This is a genomic window from Nocardia brasiliensis, assembly GCF_011801125.1.
Lineage (GTDB): Bacteria > Actinomycetota > Actinomycetes > Mycobacteriales > Mycobacteriaceae > Nocardia > Nocardia brasiliensis_C.
Map to the genome: position 1 here is coordinate 6,638,625 of NZ_CP046171.1, position 16,540 is coordinate 6,655,164.

14 protein-coding genes are annotated in these 16,540 nt (G+C 68.8%); 4 read left to right on the forward strand and 10 right to left on the reverse strand.

The annotated features are described in order from the left end of the window. Positions 1 to 100 precede the first annotated feature (100 nt). From dapC to F5X71_RS30315, 3 genes are all read right to left on the reverse strand, one after another. Entirely contained in the window at positions 101 to 1,207 is a 1,107-nt protein-coding gene (gene dapC / locus F5X71_RS30305; RefSeq protein WP_167465070.1) for a succinyldiaminopimelate transaminase, read from the reverse strand. Positions 1,208 to 1,214: 7 nt separating this feature from the next. Continuing rightward, positions 1,215 to 1,538: a ferredoxin gene (gene fdxA, locus F5X71_RS30310; RefSeq protein ID WP_014987978.1), complete on the reverse strand. Its 324-nt coding sequence runs from the start codon at positions 1,536 to 1,538 to the stop codon at positions 1,215 to 1,217. Between the two features lie 261 nt (positions 1,539 to 1,799). Continuing rightward, positions 1,800 to 4,394, reverse strand: a complete 2,595-nt coding sequence (locus tag F5X71_RS30315) for a bifunctional FO biosynthesis protein CofGH (RefSeq protein WP_167465071.1) — start codon at positions 4,392 to 4,394, stop codon at positions 1,800 to 1,802. Positions 4,395 to 4,681: 287 nt separating this feature from the next. Here F5X71_RS30315 and F5X71_RS30320 point away from each other — a divergent pair, with 287 nt between their 5' ends. Beyond that, positions 4,682 to 5,179 (forward strand): PH domain-containing protein, encoded by a 498-nt coding sequence (locus F5X71_RS30320; RefSeq protein ID WP_167466864.1) that lies wholly within the window; start codon positions 4,682 to 4,684, stop codon positions 5,177 to 5,179. Beyond that, entirely contained in the window at positions 5,176 to 6,744 is a 1,569-nt protein-coding gene (locus tag F5X71_RS30325; protein ID WP_167465072.1) for a PH domain-containing protein, read from the forward strand. Before F5X71_RS30320 ends, F5X71_RS30325 begins: the two co-directional genes overlap by 4 nt. Before the next feature lie 28 nt (positions 6,745 to 6,772). Here F5X71_RS30325 and F5X71_RS30330 read toward each other — a convergent pair whose 3' ends face one another. The 6 genes from F5X71_RS30330 to typA all read right to left on the reverse strand — a co-directional run bounded on the left by F5X71_RS30330 (position 6,773) and on the right by typA (position 14,226). Next, positions 6,773 to 7,174 (reverse strand): hypothetical protein, encoded by a 402-nt coding sequence (locus F5X71_RS30330; RefSeq protein WP_238815557.1) that lies wholly within the window; start codon positions 7,172 to 7,174, stop codon positions 6,773 to 6,775. Positions 7,175 to 7,200: 26 nt separating this feature from the next. Then, entirely contained in the window at positions 7,201 to 7,359 is a 159-nt protein-coding gene (locus F5X71_RS30335; RefSeq protein WP_167465074.1) for a hypothetical protein, read from the reverse strand. Between the two features lie 45 nt (positions 7,360 to 7,404). Beyond that, positions 7,405 to 8,874, reverse strand: a complete 1,470-nt coding sequence (locus F5X71_RS30340; RefSeq protein ID WP_167465075.1) for an amino acid permease — start codon at positions 8,872 to 8,874, stop codon at positions 7,405 to 7,407. A gap of 185 nt (positions 8,875 to 9,059) precedes the next feature. Next, positions 9,060 to 9,938 carry an N-acetyl-1-D-myo-inositol-2-amino-2-deoxy-alpha-D-glucopyranoside deacetylase gene (gene mshB, locus F5X71_RS30345; RefSeq protein ID WP_167465076.1) on the reverse strand — a complete coding sequence of 293 codons (879 nt, stop codon included), beginning with the start codon at positions 9,936 to 9,938 and terminating at the stop codon, positions 9,060 to 9,062. Next, a complete protein-coding gene (locus tag F5X71_RS30350) occupies positions 9,935 to 11,701 on the reverse strand; it encodes an ABC transporter family substrate-binding protein (protein ID WP_238815558.1) in 1,767 nt (588 codons plus the stop codon). Before F5X71_RS30350 ends, mshB begins: the two co-directional genes overlap by 4 nt. Before the next feature lie 626 nt (positions 11,702 to 12,327). Beyond that, a complete protein-coding gene (gene typA / locus F5X71_RS30355; RefSeq protein ID WP_167465077.1) occupies positions 12,328 to 14,226 on the reverse strand; it encodes a translational GTPase TypA in 1,899 nt (632 codons plus the stop codon). 228 nt (positions 14,227 to 14,454) lie between these two features. Between typA and F5X71_RS30360 the strand changes: the two genes are divergently transcribed. Both F5X71_RS30360 and F5X71_RS30365 read left to right on the forward strand, forming a co-directional pair. After that, the gene (locus tag F5X71_RS30360) at positions 14,455 to 14,631 is read left to right on the forward strand and encodes a hypothetical protein (RefSeq protein ID WP_167465078.1); all 177 of its coding nucleotides are present in this window, start codon (positions 14,455 to 14,457) and stop codon (positions 14,629 to 14,631) included. A gap of 95 nt (positions 14,632 to 14,726) precedes the next feature. Further along, positions 14,727 to 15,023: a 4a-hydroxytetrahydrobiopterin dehydratase gene (locus F5X71_RS30365; RefSeq protein WP_167465079.1), complete on the forward strand. Its 297-nt coding sequence runs from the start codon at positions 14,727 to 14,729 to the stop codon at positions 15,021 to 15,023. 12 nt (positions 15,024 to 15,035) lie between these two features. Here F5X71_RS30365 and F5X71_RS30370 read toward each other — a convergent pair whose 3' ends face one another. Beyond that, positions 15,036 to 16,337, reverse strand: coding sequence for a mannosyltransferase (locus tag F5X71_RS30370; protein WP_428981508.1), 1,302 nt, complete (start codon positions 16,335 to 16,337; stop codon positions 15,036 to 15,038). Positions 16,338 to 16,540 lie beyond the last annotated feature (203 nt).

Sequence of the window (16,540 nt, forward strand, 5' to 3'; positions counted from 1 at the left end):
CGCCGGACGGAGCGGCGTCGCACGGGAACGGCCCGCGTGTCGTCCTACGTGACCCGCAGGCTCGCGGGACGGGGGCCGGTCGACCGGCCCGCGGTGCAGGTCAGGCGGTCAGGCGCGCGGCGGCCGCGCCGATGCGCTCATCGGTCGCGGTCAGCGCGACGCGGACGTGTTCGGCACCGGCCGGTCCGTAGAAGTCACCGGGCGCGGCCAGGATGCCCCGCTCGGCCAGCCAGGCCAGCGTCGTGCGGCACGGCTCACCGCGGGTGGACCACAGGTACAGCCCGGCTTCGGAGTTGTCGATCCGGAAACCGGCCCCCTCCAACGCCTTTCGCAATACGTCGCGACGGGCACGGTACCGTTCCCGCTGCTGCGCCTCGTGCGTGTCGTCGCCGAGCGCCGCGGTCATCGCGCCCTGGATCGGGTACGGCACCATCAGGCCGGCGTGCTTGCGCACCTCGAGCAGTTCGGCGACCAGCACGGGATCGCCCGCGACGAATCCGGCCCGATAGCTGGCCAGGTTCGAGGTCTTCGACAGCGAATGCACGGCAAGCAGATTCGTGTGGTCGCCGTCGCACACCGCGGGGTCGAGGATGGAGACCGCGCAGCCTTCCCAGGTGAGGCCGAGATAGCACTCGTCCGAGGCGACGATCACGTCGCGTTCGCGGGCGAACTCGACGACCTTGCGCAGGTGGTCGACGCCGAGCACCCGGCCCGTCGGGTTGGACGGGGAGTTCACGAAGAGCAGGGCGGGCTTGCGCGGGCCGAGCTGGGTGAGTCCGTCGGCCCGCACGATCTGCGCGCCGGCCAGCAGCGCGCCGACCTCGTAGGTCGGGTAGGCGACCTCGGGGATGACAACCAGATCCGCCGCGCCGAGGCCGAGCAGCCGGGGCAGCCCGGCGATCAGTTCCTTGGTGCCGATCACCGGCAGCACGGCCGCCGGGTCCAGCCCGGTGATCCCGTACCGCCGCTGCAATGCGTCCACCACGGCCGCACGCAGCTCGGGTGTGCCGTGCGTGGTCGGATAGCCGGACACCGCCGACGCCGAGGCCAACGCGGTGCGGATCAGCGGATCGACCGGATCGACCGGCGTGCCGACCGACAGGTCGACGATGCCGCCGGGATGGGCCGCCGCCGTCGCCTTCGCCGAAGCGATGGTGTCCCAGGGAAAATCGGGAAGCAGGCTGCTGACCCGGGTACGCGTGCGCACGGCCTGGTTACTCGCTCGCCATCGGCGGGAGTTCCTTGATGAACGGCGGGTCGTAATCGACCTTGCCGACCTTGGTGGCGCCGCCCGGCGAGCCGAGCTCGTCGAAGAAGTCGACGTTGGCGTTCACGTAGCCACTCCACTGGTCCGGGGTGTCGTCTTCGTAGAAGATCGCCTCCACCGGGCACACCGGTTCACATGCACCACAGTCCACGCATTCGTCGGGATGGATGTAGAGCATGCGGCCACCCTCGTAGATGCAGTCCACGGGGCATTCCTCGATGCATGCCTTGTCCTTCACGTCAACGCACGGTTCAGCGATGATGTACGGCACTGCCGTTCTCCTAGTCTGTCCTCACCTTGCGGGGATAGTCCGCCCAGCGAAACCCTATCCGGACACCCCACGCTACTCCGGGTCAGCCTTGCCTAACTTCGGATGTTCCGCACGCCACTGCGGGCAAGCGAATCCAGCGGGTGGGTCCGTTCCCTCGCATCGGCCCGGCGCGCCGCGTTCGCGGCGGGCCGGGCCCGATCCGACTTCGATCAGCGCGCCGGAGCCGAACTCGCGCCGACGTGGGCCGTCGTCATGGTCAGCCTACGCCGAGCCGACGGTCAGCGGCAGGGCCGAAACCTGGTGCCGCGGAACGCCGTACGTCGTGGTCCGCTCGCGGGCCGGACGACCGATCCCCGAGGCGATGTCGACCAGTTCCGCGACGGTCTTCGCCGAGCCGTGCTGCGAGCCCGCCATCCGGGAGATGGTCTCCTCCATCAGCGTGCCGCCCAGGTCGTTGGCACCGCTGTTGAGCATGACCCTGGTGCCGGTGGTGCCGAGCTTCACCCAGCTGGTCTGGATGTTGTCGATCCGGCCGTGCAGCATGATCCTGGCCAAAGCGTGCGCGGCACGGTTGTCCCGGTTGGTCGGGCCAGGCCGTGCCGCGCCCGCCAGGTACAGCGGGGCGCTCTGATGCACGAACGGCAGCAGCACGAATTCGGTGAATCCGCCTGTCTCGTCCTGGATTCCGCGCAGCACCCGCAGGTGCCCGACCCAGTGCTTCGGGTTGTCCACGTGCCCGTACATCATCGTCGAGCTGGAGCGCAGCCCGATCCGATGCGCGGTGGTGATCACGTCGATCCACGCCGAGGTGGGCAGCTTGCCCTTGGTGAGCACCCAGCGCACCTCGTCGTCGAGGATCTCGGCGGCCGTGCCGGGAATCGTGTCCAGGCCCGCCTCCTTCAGCGCGACCAGCCAGTCCCGGACGCTCTGCCCACCGCGGGAGGCGCCGTTCACGATCTCCATCGGGCTGAAGGCGTGCACGTGCATCGATGGCACCCGCTGCTTCACCGCGCGCACGATGTCGGCGTAGCCGGTGACCGGCAGGTCGGGGTCGATGCCGCCCTGCATGCAGACCTCGGTGGCACCGTCGACGTGCGCCTCCCAGGCCCGGTCGGCGACCTCGTCCATGCTCAGCGTGAACGCGTCCGCGTCGCCCTTGCGCTGGGCGAACGCGCAGAACCGGCAGCCGGTGTAGCAGATGTTGGTGAAGTTGATGTTCCGGTTCACCACGTAGGTGACGTCGTCGCCGACCGCGTCCCGGCGCAGCTGGTCGGCCAGCGCGGCGACCGCCTCCAGGTTCGCGCCGTCGGCCGTGGCCAGCGCCAGGTAGTCGGCATCGCTGAGCCCGGCCGGGTCGGTCTCGGCGGCGCGCAGCGCGGCGAGCACGTCCGAGTCGAGCCGCTCCGGCGCCGTGACGGCGAGGTCGCGGGCCTGTTCGCGAATGGTGTCCCAGTCGCCGAACGCGCCGACCACGTCCTGCCCGAGCGCGGAATCGCTGCGGCTCTCGGTGTTGCGGCCCTCGGTGTCGATCGAGGTGTTGAGATCGACCCGGCCCGCGGACTCCCAGGACTGATCGGGCTCCTGCCAGGGCAGGCCGACCGGCATCGCGTCCGGGTCGGCCAGGCCGGTCTCCGGGTCGCTCAGCGCCGCGACGTGCACGCCGATCCGCGGGTCGATCCACGGGCTGCCCGCGCGCACGTACTTCGGGTGCGCGGAGGTCCGCTCGACCAGCTGGTATCCGGCCGCCTCGGTGATCTCGCGCAGCGCGTCCAGGTTCGGCCACGGCCGCTCCGGGTTCACGTGGTCGACCGTGACCGGCGAGACGCCGCCCCAGTCATCGATGCCCGCGTCGATCAGCGCGAGGCAGTCCTCGAGCGACACCAGGTTCGGCGGCGCCTGCACCGGCACATCCGGACCGAGCAGCAGCCTGGTCACCGCGATGGTGGCCAGGAACTCGTCGATGCCGGCGTCGGGCACATCGCGCATCGCGGTGTCGTCCTTGGCGCGGAAGTTCTGGATGATGACTTCCTGGATGTGCCCGAAAGCCTTGTGCTGCTTGCGGATCGCCATGATCGACTCGGCCCGCTCCTGCAGCGACTCGCCGATGCCGACCAGGATGCCGGTGGTGTAGGGCACCGAGAGCCTGCCCGCGTCGGTGATCGCGCGCAGCCGGACCGCCGGGTCCTTGTCCGGGCTGCCGTAGTGGCAGTTGCCCTTCTCGCTGAACAGCCGGGTCGCGGTGGTCTCGAGCATCATGCCCATGGACTGCGCGACCGGCTTGAGCCGCGAGATCTCCTCCCACGACATCACGCCCGGGTTCAGATGCGGCAGCAGGCCGGTCTCCTCGAGCACCATGATCGAGACGGCGCGCAGGTAGTCCAGCGTGGAATCGTAACCGCGTTCGTCGAGCCACTGCGCGGCCTCCGGCCAGCGGTCCTCGGGGCGGTCACCGAGGGTGAACAGCGCCTCCTTGCAGCCGAGCGCGGCGCCGCGGCGCGCGATGTCGAGCACCTCGTCGGGCTCGAGGAACATGCCCTTGCCCTCGGCACGCAGTTTGCCGGGCACGGTCACGAACGTGCAGTAGTGACATTTGTCCCGACACAGTTTCGTCAGCGGGATGAAGACATTGCGCGAGTAGCTGATCGTCTTGGGCCGACCGGCCGATTCCAGCCCGGCGTCCCGGACCCGGGCGGCACTGTTGCTCAGATCTTTCAGGTCATCGCCGGTGGCGTGCAGCAGGACGGCGGCCTCGTCCACGTTCAAGGTGACACCGTCGCGCGCCCGACGCAGCGCGCGGCGCATGGCCGACGGCGAGGGCGGCAGGGTGGGGATACTCGGGTTCGGCAGTTCCGTCACGACTCGGCCTCGCTGACGCTCGGCTCGGCCGCGGCGGGCCGTGCGGTGCCTGTGGTTCCTTCGCTACGCTCACTCACGGTTTCGATCATGCGCTAACCATCCGGACCTGTCTCCTTCCGAAGCCGTTGAGCGAAGACAACCCCGCCCCGCACCACAGTATTCCGGCGTCGCGGCCCGGTGCCGGTCACCGACAGGTTCCTGTCACGGGAACGGCAACGGCTGTGCCACGCGGCAATTCCGCCGCGGGTAGCACGCCGATCCGGCGTTCCCATGCAACCATGACAACCATGTCGTTGCCGCGCACGATCATGGCCGATCCGGCCTGGCGCCCCAGTCCCAAAGCCAAACTGCTGTGGACCGTTCAGGCCGTGCTCGCCTGGGTGGTGCCGTTCGCGGCGCAGATCGTGTGGGCGGTGCTCGACTCCACCCATCGCGGCTGGCAGCTCCTGGTGTTCCTGGTGACGCTGGCCCTCGCCGTACTGAACATCGTGGTGATGCCATGGTGGCGCTACGCGGTGCACCGCTGGGAGATCACCGACGAGGCGGTGTACACCAGGGTCGGCTGGCTCAGCCAGGAGAGCCGGGTCGCGCCGATCTCCCGGGTACAAACCGTCGACACCGAACGCGGTCCGCTCGAGCGCCTGCTCGGGCTGGCGACCGTCACGGTGACCACCGCGTCCTCGGCGGGCGCGGTACAGATCTCCGCGCTCGACCTCGCGGTCGCGGAGGAGACCGTGACCCGGCTGACCCGGATCGCGGCGCAGCATCGAGGAGACGCGACATGACCGAAATCGCGCAAGCGCCCACCCCCGAGACCGATCAGCCGTGGTCGCGGCTGGACAAGCGAATGTTGCTGGTACATCCGGTCACCGAGGTGGTGAAGTTCATCCCGGTGCTGATCGGCTCGGTGATCCTCGGCACCAGCAGCGGAAACCACATCTGGAGCGTGATCCCGCTGGTCGCGATCGTCGGGTTCGCGCTCACCCGCTGGTTCACCACCGCCTATCGGGTCGGCCCGACCCACGTCGAGCTGCGCACCGGCCTGATCCAGCGCAAGAAACTGTCGGTGCCGCGCTCGCGGATCCGCTCGGTGGACATCGAGGCCGACCTGCTGCACCGGGTGCTCGGGCTCGCCGTGCTCGCGATCGGCACCGGGCAGCAGGCGGATTCGGGCGAGAAGTTCGAACTCGACGCGCTCGATGCCCGCCTGGTACCCGAACTGCGCGCCGCGCTGCTCGCGCACACGGCGCAGGCAACGCCTACGGACGCGACGCATGACGAAGGTGGACAACAGCTTCCGTCCGACGCGGCGGCCACCGCGCCGCCGGACGCGCGGGAGATCGCGCACTGGCAGCCGCAGTGGGTGCGGTACGCGCCGCTGTCGCTGACCGGTTTCGCGATCATCGCCCCGATCGTGGGTGTGGCGTTCCAGTACGGCGTCGGGCAACTGTTGTTCCGCTCGGATACGGTGCGGCGGTTCGAGAACGGCGGCGCGCTCGTGCTGGCCGTCGGCGTCTTCGCGCTCGTCGTGCTGGTCGTGGCCGTGGTCAGCCTCGCCGCCTGCGCCCGCTATCTGACCACGTATTTCGGCCTGCGGGTGCTCGACGACGGCCGCACGCTGCACCTGCGGCACGGGCTGTTCACCACCCGCCAGATCACCCTCGATCTGGCCCGTTTTCGCGGCGCGACGGTGAACGAGCCGCTGCTGCTGCGTTCGGCGGGCGCCGCCGAACTCGAGGCCATCATGGTCGGGGAGAACCCGAGGCAGAAAATCCTGCCGCAGGCGCCGCGCGCCGCCATCGAACACACCCTCGGGCACCTCCTCGCCCGGAACAACTTCGCGGACAAGGCGATCGGCACCCCGGAGACCGGCGCGGCCGATCCAGGCAACGCGCCACTGCGCCCGCACGGACCGATCGCGCGGCGGCGCCGCTACACCCGCGCGCTCGCGCCCGTCGCCGTGCTCGCGCTCGGCATGGCTGTCGCCGCGTCGGCGGGCGTGCGGATTTCACCGTGGTGGTGGCTGGTGCCGGTATCGCTCGCGCTGCTCGCGATCCCGCTCGCGCGGGACCGCTATCGCGGCCTCGGCCACACCGTCCTCCCCCAAACCGCGTCCAGCCCAACCTGGTTGATCACCCGGTCCGGTTCGCTGGACCGGGATCGGGACTGCCTGGAGGCGCCGGGCGTGATCGGCTGGACGGTCCGTCAGAGCTTCTTCCAGCGCCGCGCCGGTGTCGCCACCGTCGTCGCCGCCACCGCGGCGGGCAAGAAGCGCTACCACGTCATCGACATCCCGATCGAGCAGGCCTGGTCGTTGATCGAGGCGGTGACGCCGGGCCGGCTCGGCTGACTCGGCGGCGGCACTCGACGAATCACGGTCAGTGCTTGGCGAACAACCCGGCGTTGACGCGGAAATAGATCAAGATCAGCGGCGGCACCAGCCCGCAGAACAGCAGCAGCACGGTGCGCCAATCGCTGGACAACATGATGTCGCCGCCGGGGCCCGCGCTCGCGCAGACCAGGAACCCGAAAGTCCATGCGGCCAAGGGCAAGAACATCGCCGAGGTCCGGCTGGAGACCGAGCGCGCGCCGAGCACGAGCAGCACGTTCACCAGCCCGGCCAGCACGCCGGTCACCGGGAACGCCGTGGCGCCCAGGTAGGTGGGCAGATACAGCACCTCCAGCACGAGCGTGATGAAGGCGTCGAGCACCAGGGCGACGAGGATGATCGGGGGCAGCAGCGCGGCGACGGTGTCGCTCGACCTGACCGGTGGCGCCACGGCGGCATGGTCGTCGATGGCCGGCCTCACGGCACCGGCGGAAAGCCGAGCAGGGTCAGCAGAGTGCTTTGCATGTGCACGAACCCGTGCAGCACGGACAGATACAGCTCGTGCTGCGCGGGCCAATTCGGCCGCATGCTCTCGACGAACGCGACGATCGCGTCCTGGACCGACCAGTTGTACATGGCAGCGAGTCTATTCCGGCGACCCGGCGGGCGGGACCGGCATGATCACTTCTCGCCGTCCAGCGGAAGGTTGGCGACCACCGGGAACTCACCGGTGTAGCCCATCCGCTCCTGCGCGATGGACAGCACCCGCTTGCGCGCGACCAGCCAGCCGACGATCAGCATCGGGATGATGATCGCCAGCGAGGCCACGGTCCAGGTGCCCACCGGGTAGTCGAATCCGGTCAGCACCACCACGAAGAACAGGAACACCAGCGTGAGCAGCCCGGTATAGGGCGCGCCGAACATACGGAACGCGGGCCGCTGCACCTTGCCCTGCTTGGACCAGCGCCACAGCTGCAGCTGACACAGCACGATGGTGGCCCAGGAGGCGACGATGCCGAGCGAGGCCATGTTCAGCACGATCTCGAACGCCCGGTCCGGCACCACGCCGTTGAGCGCGATACCGACGAGCGCGATCAGGCTGGTCAGCAGGATGCCGCCGTAAGGAACGCCATTGCGACCCATCACGCCGGTGAACTTGGGCGCGCTGCCGTTCATCGACATCGACCGCAGGATGCGCCCGGTCGAGTACAGACCGGCGTTGAGGCTGGAGAACGCGGCGGTGAGCACCACGAGGTTCATCACGCTGCCGATGCCCGGCACGCCGAGCATGGTGAAGAAGGTGACGAACGGGCTCTCCTTGGCGGTGTAGGCCGTGTACGGGAGCAGCAGACCGAGCAGTACCAGCGAACCGACGTAGAAGATCGCGATGCGCGCGATCACCGAATTGATCGCCCGGGGCATGATCTTGGCCGGGTTCTCCGTCTCCCCCGCCGCCGTGCCGACCAGTTCGACCGCGGCGTAGGCGAACACGACGCCGGAGACCACGACCACCAGCGGCAGGATGCCGGTGGGGAACAGTCCGCCGCTGTCGGCGATCACGCTCGGCCCGGTCGGATGGCCCTGCACGGTGAAGCGGCCGATCAGGAAGATCGTGCCGACGATCAGGAACGCGCTCAGCGCGAACACCTTCACCAGCGCGGCCCAGAACTCCATCTCGCCGAACCACTTCACCGAGACCAGGTTGATGCTGAGCACCAAGATCAAGGCGATGAGCGCGAGCAGCCACTGCGGGATGCTGCTGAAGCCGGACCAGTAGTGGAAGTACTGCGCGATCGCGGTGGTGTCGGCGATACCGGTCATCGACCAGTTGAGGAAGTACATCCAGCCGGCCACGAACGCGGCCTTCTCCCCGAAGAACTCACGCGCGTAGGAGACGAACGAGCCGGAGGACGGGCGGTGCAGCACGAGTTCGCCGAGCGCGCGCAGGATGAGGAACGCGAAGAATCCGCAGACGCCGTAGACGAGGAAGAGTCCGGGACCGGCGTTGGCCAGCCGACCGCCCGCGCCGAGGAACAGACCGGTACCGATCGCGCCGCCGATCGCGATCATCTGCAACTGCCGCGGCTTGAGACTCTTGTGATAGCCGTCGTCTTCGATGCTGAGGTGCGCCCTGTCACCGACCGCTGTCATGAACCGCTTCGCCCTCCACATCGATGATTGAGATCACGGGAACGGTACCCGGCGTGCGGTATCGCGGCGACAGCAACCCTCAGGCTACAGAAAATCGCAGCTCAGACACCGCGCCGGAACGATTCGGAGATTCGCGTCAAATCCGACATGGAATGCGGCAGCAGTTCGTCGCCATCGACGGAAGTTCAGTGATCGAGTCCAGCGAAGAGGTCATGTTCACGGCCGTCGGCACCGACCGGACCCCGTCGCCCGCGCACGAGGACGAAGCACTCCTCCGGCAGTACCGGCTGAGCAACATTGTTGGACAGCGCGAACTCGCGTCCCGACGGCGCCACCGTGACCTGCGTGGCATGCGCCCGCAGCGCGGCGCGCTTGGCGGCGAGCGCGTCCGAGACGTCGATCGTGGTCGTCACGGTGTGGCTCGGCACCGCGGCGAGCTCGCCCTCGGCGGGCAGTCGCCAGCCCGCGGGCAGCCGGCCGGGCAGCCCGTCCACGGTCCGCTTGGCCAGCGCGGCGGTGTGCTGGCGCAGCATGTCGGCGTCGGTGACGGTCCAATAGAACTTCGGGGTGTCCCAGCCGCGATCGGCGGCGGCGTGCACCGCGGCGGTGGTGATCTGGTGCGCGCGAATGTGATCGGGGTGGCCGTAGCCGCCGTTCGGGTCGTAACCGACCACCACCCGGGGACGCAGTTCGAGCAGCACCTCGGTCAGCGCGTCCACCGCCTCGGCGCCCGACTGCACGAACACCCGCGGCTTCCGCGCCGCGGGGGTGCCCGCCATGCCCGAGTCACGCCAGTGTCCCGCCCCGCCGAGGAAGCGCGGCGGCGCGGCATCGAGGGCGGCCAGCGCCCTGGTCAGCTCGAGCACCCGGTAACCGCCGAGCTGATCGGCGTGCTCGGCGGTGAGCTGGGCCCACTCGTCCCCGATCACCTCGCCCTCTTCGCCGAGCGTGCAGGTCACCACGGTGACCGGGACGCCGCGGCGGCGGTAGTGCGCGATCGTGCCGCCGGTGGTGATGGACTCGTCGTCGGGGTGCGCGTGCACCAGCAGCAGGCCGCCGGTCATTGGATCTTCCGCCACTGCCCGGCATCGCCGAAGATGCCGACCTGGATGCTGCCGTTGAGCGAGGCGCCGTCCACCCGCGGACCCGCCGCGGCCACCACGTTGTCCTGGACGATGGGCAGCACGGTGGCCAGCTCCCACAGCTTCGGCTCGGCCTCGGCGAGCACCCGGCCCGGATCCATCCCGCGCAGCGCCTCATCGATCGGCACCTGCAGGCTCGGATCGCACACCCCCGAGAGATTCGCGGGCGCGCGTCGCTCCGGCGCGGTGGCGGGCGCGGTGGTGCCGCCCTCGGTGATTTCCGGTGGCGGACAACCGTATCGGGACGCGAGCACGGTGGCGGGATCGCCGCCCGCGCTCTCCCAGCCGACGATCGCGTCGGTGGTGCCCTCGACCAGTTCGCGGCCGTAGAGCTCGTCGGCGGAGATGCCGCGCACCGTGGCATCGATTCCGGCGCTACGCAATTGGTCGGCGGCGGTGTTGGCGACCGCGATCGCGGTGAGGTCGCCCTCCACCGCGCCGATCCGGATCGTCAGCGACTTACCATTCTTCGCGATCGGCCGCGGTGTCGGCGCGGGTGAGGTCGGCGAGTTGACCGGCGGTGGTTCCGGCGCACGGCCGTAACCCGCCTCGGCCAGCAGCGCGAACGCCTCGTCGGCGGGCAGCCGGGGCGGCTCGGTCGGCGCGTAACCGAGGTCGGAGGGCGAAAGTATCTGGGCGCGAATCGGATCCACCCAGCCGCCGGTCTGCGCGCCGACCGTGGCCAGCAGCGCGGGATCGAGCAGGGCGAGCACGGCCCGGCGGACCCGGATATCGCTCACCGGTCCGGTCCGTCCGTTGAGCACCAGCTGCAGCACCCGCGACTGCGGCATGATCGCGGTGCGCACCGAGGGAATGGCGGCCAGTTGCGCCCTGGTCGCGACCCCGCCGTGCACCAGGCTCATCTGAGCGTCGTTGGTGCGCAACGATTCCGCCAGCTGCGCTGGAGTTCCACCGCGGCGCAACAGGATCTCGTCCGGCGCGGCCGGGGTGCCCCAGAACCTGGCGTTGCGTTCGAGCAGGATCTCTTCGCGCTGCGGGTCGATGTTCTTGATCAGGAACTGCGCACCGGACACCCGGATGCGCTTGACCCAGCCGTCCTGGAAACCACCGGGCGAGTCCTTCATCAGATGCGAGGGCACCAGATTGGTGAACAGTTGCCGCCACGCCGGATACGGCTCGCGCATCCGCACGGTCACCGATTTGCCGCCGTCGGCCGAGTCGATGTCCGAGATCAGCCGGTAGCCGGCGGAGTCCACCACGCCGGGCTGGGAAATCATCTGCTGCCACAGGAATTGGAAGTCCTCGGCGGCGATCGGCGCGCCGTCGGACCAGTTCGCCTCGTTGCGCAGCGTGTAGCTGATCGTGAACGGTTCCTGCGCGGTGACATCGGCGGTGGCGATGAGCGAGGTGTCGGGCACCCAGTCGGTGACGCCGGGCGCGACCGGGCTCGGCACCGGACGGAACGGACTCGGCAGCACCATCGAGGCCAGCGCGGCGGTGGCGGGCGACTGATCCGAACGCAGGTGCGGGTTGAAACCGATGCCGATGGTGTCGATCGCGACCACCACGGTGCTCTTGCCCGGCTTGGCCTGCGTGGTCTTCGGGCTGTCGGTGCTCTCGATCGGCGGCGGCGGGTTCGCGGTGCACCCGGCGAACACCGTCAGCGACGCCGTGACGACCAGCAGCAGCACGCGCCACGCCGCGCGATCGCGCCGCGGGCTCACGCGGCGCACGCTACCGCGTCGAGCCGCCTCGCACCTTTTTCTACGCCCGCTTTCACGCCTGCGGACTCTACCGCACCGGTCTGGCGGAATCCCGGCAACGCCGAACGGTCCGGATAGCGACAATGTGCGCGAAACAGCGCGGACCGGCGGAGGTTATTGCCCGAACCGCCGCATGGGGGCAAACATTCGGCATTCGCATTACCCGCGACGACTTCTGTTCAGACGTCCGATATTCGCTACCGAAACCGTCCGGCACGTCCCGTCCATGCCCTCGACCCGACGCAAGCGCAGGCCGTTGCCGCCCGTGTCAGGGCCGGGAAACCACCGGCGGCACACCGCGCCGAGACAGTACTCCCCCAGCTGTCCGACACGAAAACCATCACGGTCGAGCAATTCTCGGAATACGCACCGGCGATAACGTTGCCCACAAATAGAACTCGGCGGGGGCATTCATACCGGACGGACGGTCGCCGACGAATGCCCACGGCGCGATAAAACGCGGGGCAATTGCCCCGACCGGCTGCCGAGAATTTCCGGAGAATTCAACTCGGACCCGGAACCACCCGGAATCCGAGCCTTCGGGCAACGGGCTCGCGGCGGCCGCGATCCCGTTGCCCTGGAGACGGTTACAGCGCGGCGCGGTCGCGCGCCTTGCGGCGCGACAGGTCGCGGGCGCGCTCGGTCGCGTTGAGCACCACCTTGCGCACCCGGACCACCTCGGGGGTGACCTCGACGCACTCGTCACCGGCGCAGAACTCCATCGCGCCTTCCAGATCGAGCTGCAGCGGCTTGGCCAGGGTCTCCATCACGTCGGCGGTGGAGCTGCGCATGTTGGTCAGCTTCTTCTCGCGGGTGACGTTGATGTCCAGGTCCTCCGCGCGCGGGTTGATGCCGACGACCATGCCCTCGTAGGTGTCCGCGCCCGGCTCCACGAAGAACTGCCCGCGGTCGGCGAGCTGGATCATCGCGAACGGGGTGACCGTGCCCGCGCGGTCGGAGACCAGCGAGCCGGTGTGCCGCGCCCGGATCTCGCCCGCCCACGGCGCGTAGCCGTGCGAGACGGCGTTGGCGATGCCGGTGCCGCGGGTCTCGGTGAGGAAGTCGGTGCGGAAACCGATCAGACCACGCGAGGGGACGATGAATTCCATCCGTACCCAGCCCGCGCTGTGGTTGGTCATCTGCACCATCTTGCCCTTGCGGGCGGCGAGCAACTGGGTGATCGCGCCGAGGTACTCGTCGGGGCAGTCGATGGTCAGCTCCTCGTACGGCTCGTGCACCTTGCCGTCGACCTGCTTGGTGACCACCTGCGGCTTGCCGACGGTCAACTCGAAGCCCTCGCGGCGCATCTGCTCGACCAGGATGGCCAGCGCCAGCTCACCGCGGCCCTGCACCTCCCAGGCGTCCGGGCGGCCGATGTCGAGCACGCGCAGCGAGACGTTGCCGACCAGCTCCTGGTCCAGGCGCGACTTCACCATGCGCGCGGTGAGCTTGTGCCCCTGTACCCGGCCGACCAGCGGCGAGGTGTTGGTGCCGATGGTCACCGAGATGGCGGGCTCGTCGACCGTGATGCGCGGCAGCGCGACGGGATTGTCCAGGTCAGCGAGGGTATCGCCGATCATGATCTCCGGGATGCCCGCGATGGCGACGATATCGCCCGCCACGGCGACCTCGCCGGGCTGACGCTCGACACCGACCGTCTGCAGCAGTTCGGTGATCTTCACCTGCTTGACGCCGTCGGCGTGCATCCACGCGACGTTCTGGCCCTTGCGCAGTTCGCCGCTGTAGATGCGGACCAGCGCGAGGCGACCGAGGAACGCGGAGGCGTCGAGGTTGGTGACGTGCGCCTGCAGCGGCGCGGCCGGATCGCCCTTGGGCGCGGGGATGTTCTCCATCAGCACGTCGAACAGCGCGTCGAGGTTTTCCGCGTCGGGCGCGTTGCCGTTCTCCGGACGCTCCTTCGACGCCTTGCCCTCCCGACCGGACGCGTAGAGCACCGGCAGGTCCAGGGCGAGTTCGGCGGCCTCTGCGGCCGCGTCGTCCAGATCGGAGGCCAGGTCGAGCAGCAGGTCGTGGCTCTCCTCGACGACCTCTTCGATCCGCGCGTCCGGACGGTCGGTCTTGTTGACGACCAGGATCACCGGCAGCGACGCGGCGAGCGCCTTGCGCAGCACGAACCGGGTCTGCGGCAGCGGGCCCTCGGACGCGTCGACCAGCAGCACGACACCGTCGACCATGGACAGGCCGCGCTCGACCTCGCCACCGAAGTCGGCGTGGCCCGGCGTGTCGATCACGTTGATGACCGTGACCGAGCCGTCCGGGTGATGCCGGTGCACCGCGGTGTTCTTCGCGAGAATGGTGATGCCCTTCTCGCGCTCCAGGTCACCGGAGTCCATCACGCGGTCGACGAGTTCGGCTCGCTCGGCGAACGCGCCGGATTGCCGGAGCATGGCGTCGACCAGCGTCGTCTTACCGTGGTCGACGTGGGCCACGATGGCGACGTTGCGAAAATCGCGCGCAGACGACACGCTGAATCCTCCTGCTGTTAGGTGTAGGTACCGGCTGCAACTGATGTCGGCGCGATCGGGGCCCTGCGTGGTTACGCAGGCTTCCTCCTCCGGGGCCTGACGCTCGCGCCGGGCTCCCTGCAAACAGGTGGAGAATGAAACTCACCGGGCATTGCGGCCGTCTATACAGTACCTGTGTCCGGGTGACCGTAGCGTTTCAGGCACTCGACTTAGGGTATGCTAACCGGCGTGGGCAAGGTCAAAGCAAAGCAGGTTTCGCGCCTGAAACCCAAGAAGAAGTGCTGTCGCAAGAAGACGCGCTGCCTGAAATGCCCTGTCGTCATTATGCGGATGAAGAAGTGCGAAGCCGCAGGCATCCGAGGTAAAGACCTGAAAAAGGCGCTCAAGGTGGCACGCGCCGCCTGACCCGGCCCCCGGCTCGACCGCCCCGCCCACCGCGTCGCGCCCGCCCTGTCCCGCAATGACGGACATCACTGCGCGCACAGGAGTAGAACCGGGTTATGAGCAAGCCATTGCTGACCGAGACCGAACTCACCGAGGCCCTGTCCGCACTCCCCGAATGGACCCGCGACGGCGCGGTCATCGCCCGCACCGTGCAAGCGCCCAGCTTCCTCGCGGGCATCGAGCTCGTCGGGCAGGTCGCCGCGGCGGCCGAGGCCGCCAACCATCACCCCGATATCGACATCCGCTGGCGCAAGGTGAGCTTCGCACTGTCCACCCACGATTCCGGCGGCCTCACCGTGCTGGACATCGATCTCGCGCGCGAGATCGATCGGCTGGCAAGCGAACTCGGCTGACCCGAGCCGTAATCAGGCGGCGCGTGCCCGGCCTTCGACGGTCGGCACCGCCGCTTCGCCCCGTTCCCGCCGGGTGCGCCCCGCCTGGATCACCCAGACGAAGAGGACCAGCGCGCCGAACACGTTCACCGTGCCGAGCCAGGCGAGCACGGCCGGGCGCGGAATGGTCCAGATCGAATCCTGGAAGAACGAGAGCACCCACGGGACGCCGATGAGCGTGGTCAGCAACCAGTAGCCCGCGATGATCTTCGCCCCGCGCACCTCGCACAGCGGCCCGTACCACAGCCACAGCACCGTCGGCACCAGCCAAACCCAGTGGTGCGACCAGGAAATCGGCGAGACGAGCAGCCCGAAGAACTGCACCAGCACCAGCGTGCCCATGCGGTCGTCCGGCTCCAGCGCGCGCCACGCCAGCACGGCGAGCACCGCGACGACCACCACCCCGGCCAGCCACCATGGCCCGGATTCCACGTCGTAGCCCAGGATTCGGCTCATCGCACCGCGCAGCGACTGATTCCACACCGAGCCGACCGGCCCGATCCGGTCGGCGTCGCCGAGCAGGGTGCCGAAGTACTGCCGGGCCGCGTGCGGCGCGATCAGATAGCTGAGCCCGACCGTCGCCCCGAACACCAGCGCCGAGCAGACCACCGTGGCCCAGCGCCTGCGCGCGGCGAAATAGAGGCCGCTGATCGCCGGGGTCAGTTTGATGCCCGCGACGATGCCGACCAGACCACCGGAGACCCACCACCGCGAGCTGCGCACCGCGAGCATCGCCCCGAGCACCAGGAACACATTGACCTGGCCGTAGTCGATGGTGGTCCGCACCGGCTCCATCCACACCCCGAGCGCGGTCCAGCCGATGATCCCGCTCTGCCATTGCCTGGCCCGCTGCGCGCCGAGGATCAACTCGATCGCGATGCGTACCACGCCGTAGAGCGCGGCGACGGTGGCGAGCAGCCAGCCGACCGAGACGAGACCGAAGGGCAGATAGTGCAGCGGGAAGAAGACCAGCGCGGCGAAGGGCGGATAGGTGAACGGCAGCGGGAAGTCCGGCGTCTTCTCCGCATAGGTGAATTCATAGAGCCGATCGGTCAGCAGCGCCGCCGATCCGTCCACGTAGACGTGCAGGTCGACGACGTTGCTTCCGTTCTCGGTGAACAACATCCAGCTCAACCTGGCCAGCACGGACAGGCCGAGCGCGAGCACGGCCCATCGAAGGTGACGGTTCAAATCCAGGCTTTCGGCTCGGGCGGGCTGCGTCGTCCGACACTCGCGCGATGCGGGTGTTCGGCGACAAGAACGGATGGCTCCGATTAGATTAACCGCAGCGCCGATCCGTGCCGTTCCGACCTCGAATCACTGATAACATTTACATCACCTTTCACACCAGTAACATCCTTCACGCGCTACCGTCTGATAACACTGATCGTCCGCACGACCTGTAGGGAACTGCCGCTGTACACATAGCCGTGAGATCCCTAGAGTGACCCCCGAAACGATGGCTTTTCAGCATCGAC